Genomic DNA, 4453 nt, shown 5'->3' on the forward strand with positions numbered 1-4453 from the left:
CACACCCGTTCCCATACCGAACACGGAAGTTAAGCTCTCTAGCGCCGATGGTAGTTGGGACCTTGTCCCTGTGAGAGTAGGACGTTGCCAGGCTAATATTATTCCGCAGTAGCTCAGTGGTAGAGCTATCGGCTGTTAACCGATCGGTCGTAGGTTCGAGTCCTACCTGCGGAGCCATTATGCTTCCATAGCTCAGCTGGTAGAGCACTTCCATGGTAAGGAAGAGGTCACCGGTTCAAGCCCGGTTGGAAGCTTGGGAATAGGTTTAAAACTTTTTTGGCCCGTTGGTCAAGTGGTTAAGACACCGCCCTTTCACGGCGGTAACACGGGTTCGAATCCCGTACGGGTCACCACTTTTGGAGGATTAGCTCAGCTGGGAGAGCACCTGCCTTACAAGCAGGGGGTCGGCGGTTCGATCCCGTCATCCTCCACCATATATATTTTAAATGTCGGAGGGGTAGCGAAGTGGCTAAACGCGGCGGACTGTAAATCCGCTCCTTCGGGTTCGGCAGTTCGAATCTGCCCCCCTCCACCATTTTCTTTAAAATAACCTGAGAGGGTTTATTTTTTTGAAAAGATAACCATACTAGTAAATATTAATGGGCTATAGCCAAGCGGTAAGGCAACGGACTTTGACTCCGTCATGCGCTGGTTCGAATCCAGCTAGCCCAGCCATTTACGAGCCATTAGCTCAGTTGGTAGAGCATCTGACTTTTAATCAGAGGGTCGAAGGTTCGAGTCCTTCATGGCTCACCATTTTCGCGGAAGTAGTTCAGTGGTAGAATACAACCTTGCCAAGGTTGGGGTCGCGGGTTCGAATCCCGTCTTCCGCTTAATTACTAAGGGGCCTTAGCTCAGCTGGGAGAGCGCCTGCCTTGCACGCAGGAGGTCAGCGGTTCGATCCCGCTAGGCTCCATCTAATAGAGAAAGCTTACATCATATGATGTAAGCTTTTTTTGTGTTTAAAAAGACAACTTTCATACTTGTCATTTAAAATGGAGAAAACGTGAAAATAAAGGATGGGGATAATTATGAAAGTTGTTATTGCATCTGATTCATATAAAGAAAGCTTAAAAGCTATAGAAGTATGTGAAGCTATTGAAAGAGGTTTTGGAGCAATTTTTCCTAAAGCAGAGTATGTAAAAATACCAATTGGAGACGGAGGGGAAGGAACGGTTGATTCCCTTGTTGATGCTACAAGCGGGAGGATTATATCATTTCATGTGACAGGACCGCTTAGAGAGAGCGTACAAGCCTTTTACGGTATGTCTAAAGATAAAAAGACAGCGTTTATTGAAATGGCGGCAGCATCAGGCTTACAACACGTTCCAGCTAAAAAGCGAAACCCACTTATTACGACGACGAAAGGAACAGGAGAACTTATACTACATGCGCTAGACGAAGGAGCTGAGCATATCATTTTAGGACTTGGAGGAAGTGCTACAAATGATGGAGGAGCGGGTATGTTGTCAGCTTTAGGAGTCAGGTTTATAAATGGAAAAGGAGAAGTAATAGAGCCGTCTGGTGGAACGTTACATTCGATTGTCTCTATTGATTTTTCACAAATGGATTCACGCTTAAAGCATATAAAGATAGAAGCAGCATGTGATGTAGATAATCCGTTAGTTGGAATAAGAGGAGCATCTTTCGTATTTGGGCGACAAAAGGGTGCGGATGAAGAGATGATGAAAGAGCTGGATGAGAATTTAAAGCATTATGCGCATATCCTTAAACAATACCTATTTTGCGACGTATCTAAAATACCTGGTGCAGGAGCTGCAGGAGGTATGGGAGCAGCTGTTATTGCAGTGCTGAAAGGAAGCTTGCGGAGGGGAATTGAAATTGTATTAGATTATACAAATTTTGATAAGCATATAGAAGGTGCAGATTTAATTATAACTGGCGAAGGGAGAATAGATGAACAAACAGCATATGGAAAGGCCCCAGTAGGTGTTGCGGAGCGTGCAAAGCTTTTTCATATTCCTGTCATTGCGATTGGGGGATCAGTATCTCCGAATTACTCGGCTGTTCATGAAAAAGGAATTGATGCAGTATTTAGTATTACAACAAGTCCGACGACATTAGAGGAGGCATATAAAGTAGCAGAAGAGAATATTGAAATGACAGCAAAGAATATTGCAGCAGTGTGGAAAATAGCATCAGAAAAACACTTCTAAATGCGGGAGTGTTTTTTATTATTATCTAATAATAATGATAGTAGTTGCTTCATTAAGTTAACTTTATACATGGAATAGTCTTAAAATTTGGATTTCGAAGCGAATATAAGTGAATAATTTGTATATCCATACAGAAAAATGTCGAGTTGAGTCAGACTATATAAAAGATTTAAAATATTTAGTGAAGGCACAAAAGGGGGATACTATCTATGAAAAAAGAAATTTCAGTTATTGGAGTTCCAATGGATTTAGGACAGATGCGTCGTGGGGTTGATATGGGACCGAGCGCAATCCGTTATGCAGGTGTAATTGAAAGAATTGAAGAAATTGGATATGACGTTAAAGATATGGGAGATATATGTATAGAGAGAGAAAAAGAAGTAGATGTAAATACAAGCTTAAGAAACCTTACACAAGTTGCAACTGTATGTAACGAATTAGCAAGTAAGGTGGATCATATTATAGAAGAAGGGCGTTTTCCACTTGTATTAGGTGGCGATCATAGTATCGCTATTGGTACATTAGCTGGTGTTGCGAAACATTATAAAAACCTAGGTGTTATTTGGTATGATGCACATGGCGATTTAAATACAGAAGAAACTTCACCATCTGGAAATATTCACGGTATGTCACTTGCAGCAAGTTTAGGGTATGGACATCCGGCGCTTGTAGATTTATACGGGGCATATCCAAAGGTGAAAAAAGAGAATGTTGTAATTATCGGTGCACGTGCATTAGATGAAGGAGAAAAAGACTTTATTCGAAATGAAGGTATTAAAGTATTTTCAATGCACGAGATTGATCGTATGGGTATGACGGCTGTTATGGAAGAAACAATCGCGTATTTATCTCATACTGATGGTGTGCATTTATCATTAGATTTAGATGGTCTTGATCCTCATGATGCACCAGGAGTTGGAACACCTGTAATTGGTGGCTTATCTTATCGTGAAAGTCATTTAGCAATGGAGATGTTAGCGGAAGCTGATATTGTTACATCTGCCGAGTTTGTTGAGGTAAATACGATTTTAGATGAGCGAAATAGAACGGCAACAACAGCGGTTGCTTTAATGGGTTCTTTATTCGGTGAAAAACTAAAATAAATGTAAGAAAAGCAACTGAGAAGTTGCTTTTTTTATTTGAAAATAGGCGTATAATAATGATTTATATTATACTGTACGATAAGAATGTTTGACATCTTACCAATTTAGACTAAAGGGGGTTGTTTGTAATTGTCGTTTGTTTCATGTATGGTATAATTAACTAGTTGTTGGAAATACATACAGATAGAGCATAAAACAATATTTCAATATATGGATAGAATTGCTCGTAAGTAGGAGGAAGGGTTAGCATGCCTTTTGAAGATACGACCATTTTGAAATATCTTAGTACGGCATTAGATATTGCCGTTGTATGGTTTATTATATATAAGCTAATTCTCATAATCCGAGGGACGAAAGCTGTTCAACTTTTAAAAGGGATTACAGTTATTATTGTCGTTCGGATGATCAGTATTTTCCTTGGATTGCGAACGCTATATTGGCTAACTGAACAAGTATTAACGTGGGGATTTTTAGCCGTTATTATTATTTTCCAGCCAGAATTGCGAAGAGCGCTTGAGCAGCTAGGACGCGGGAGTTTATTTTCGCGTACTGGAACTCATGAGGATGATGAGCCTGAAATGGTTGCAACAGCGATAGCGAAAGCAACGGAATATATGGGAAAACGTAGAATTGGTGCATTAATTACCTTGTCAAAAGAGACCGGTATGGGTGATTATGTAGAAACGGGTATTCCGCTAAATGCAAACGTATCATCGGAATTACTCATTAATATTTTCATTCCAAACACACCTCTTCACGATGGAGCAGTAATTATGCAAGGAAGTACCATTAAAGCAGCAGCTTGCTATCTTCCGTTATCAGAAAGTCCATTTATCTCTAAGGAGTTAGGAACTAGGCATCGCGCTGCAATGGGAGTTAGTGAAGTTACTGATAGCATTACAGTAGTTGTGTCGGAAGAAACAGGCCAAATTTCTTTAACGAAAAATGGTAAGTTGCATCGTGATTTGAAGACAGAACAACTGAAAGATATGTTGTTAGCTGAATTTAGTGCGAACGAAAAAACGACTTCTTCGTCTTTATGGAATTGGAGGAGAAAGCGTCATGGATAAGTTAATGGAGAATCATTGGTTTTTAAAGGGGATCTCATTACTATTGGCGTGTATGCTTTTTATGTCAGCGACTTTAACTGAAAAAAATACGACATCGGGGATA

Annotated in this window: 3 protein-coding genes, 9 tRNA genes and 1 rRNA gene; all 13 read left to right on the plus strand. The window is 40.3% G+C overall.

Annotated elements, in window-relative coordinates; all coding sequences use genetic code 11:
- Positions 1 to 93, plus strand: a 5S ribosomal RNA gene (gene rrf / locus MR083_RS26075); the annotation flags it as partial.
- A 9-nt stretch (positions 94 to 102) separates the two neighbouring features.
- A tRNA-Asn gene (locus tag MR083_RS26080) sits at positions 103 to 177 on the plus strand.
- 4 nt (positions 178 to 181) lie between these two features.
- Positions 182 to 254 (plus strand) — tRNA-Thr (locus tag MR083_RS26085).
- Positions 255 to 278: 24 nt separating this feature from the next.
- Positions 279 to 353 (plus strand) — tRNA-Glu (locus tag MR083_RS26090).
- A 5-nt stretch (positions 354 to 358) separates the two neighbouring features.
- Positions 359 to 434, plus strand: a tRNA-Val gene (locus tag MR083_RS26095).
- Positions 435 to 451: 17 nt separating this feature from the next.
- Positions 452 to 535: transfer RNA gene (locus tag MR083_RS26100), tRNA-Tyr, on the plus strand.
- A gap of 65 nt (positions 536 to 600) precedes the next feature.
- Positions 601 to 675: transfer RNA gene (locus MR083_RS26105), tRNA-Gln, on the plus strand.
- A gap of 5 nt (positions 676 to 680) precedes the next feature.
- Positions 681 to 756 (plus strand) — tRNA-Lys (locus tag MR083_RS26110).
- A 5-nt stretch (positions 757 to 761) separates the two neighbouring features.
- Positions 762 to 833 (plus strand) — tRNA-Gly (locus MR083_RS26115).
- A gap of 10 nt (positions 834 to 843) precedes the next feature.
- Positions 844 to 916 (plus strand) — tRNA-Ala (locus tag MR083_RS26120).
- Positions 917 to 1031: 115 nt separating this feature from the next.
- Entirely contained in the window at positions 1032 to 2177 is a 1146-nt protein-coding gene (locus MR083_RS26125) for a glycerate kinase (protein ID WP_000869571.1), read from the plus strand.
- A gap of 209 nt (positions 2178 to 2386) precedes the next feature.
- Complete coding sequence (gene rocF / locus MR083_RS26130; RefSeq protein WP_000711567.1) at positions 2387 to 3280, plus strand: arginase; 894 nt, start codon at positions 2387 to 2389, stop codon at positions 3278 to 3280.
- A 248-nt stretch (positions 3281 to 3528) separates the two neighbouring features.
- Positions 3529 to 4350, plus strand: a complete 822-nt coding sequence (cdaA, locus tag MR083_RS26135; protein WP_001115703.1) for a diadenylate cyclase CdaA — start codon at positions 3529 to 3531, stop codon at positions 4348 to 4350.
- The last annotated feature ends 103 nt before the right edge of the window (positions 4351 to 4453 follow it).

Source organism: Bacillus cereus group sp. BfR-BA-01408 (genome assembly GCF_022663305.1).
GTDB classification, from domain to species: Bacteria; Bacillota; Bacilli; order Bacillales; family Bacillaceae_G; genus Bacillus_A; species Bacillus_A pacificus.

Coding starts and splice junctions, on each gene's coding strand:
- rocF (WP_000711567.1), top strand. CDS start 2,387: ATGAAAAAAGAAATTTCAGTTATTGGAGTTCCAATGGATTTAGGACAG.
- MR083_RS26125 (WP_000869571.1), top strand. CDS start 1,032: ATGAAAGTTGTTATTGCATCTGATTCATATAAAGAAAGCTTAAAAGCT.
- cdaA (WP_001115703.1), top strand. CDS start 3,529: ATGCCTTTTGAAGATACGACCATTTTGAAATATCTTAGTACGGCATTA.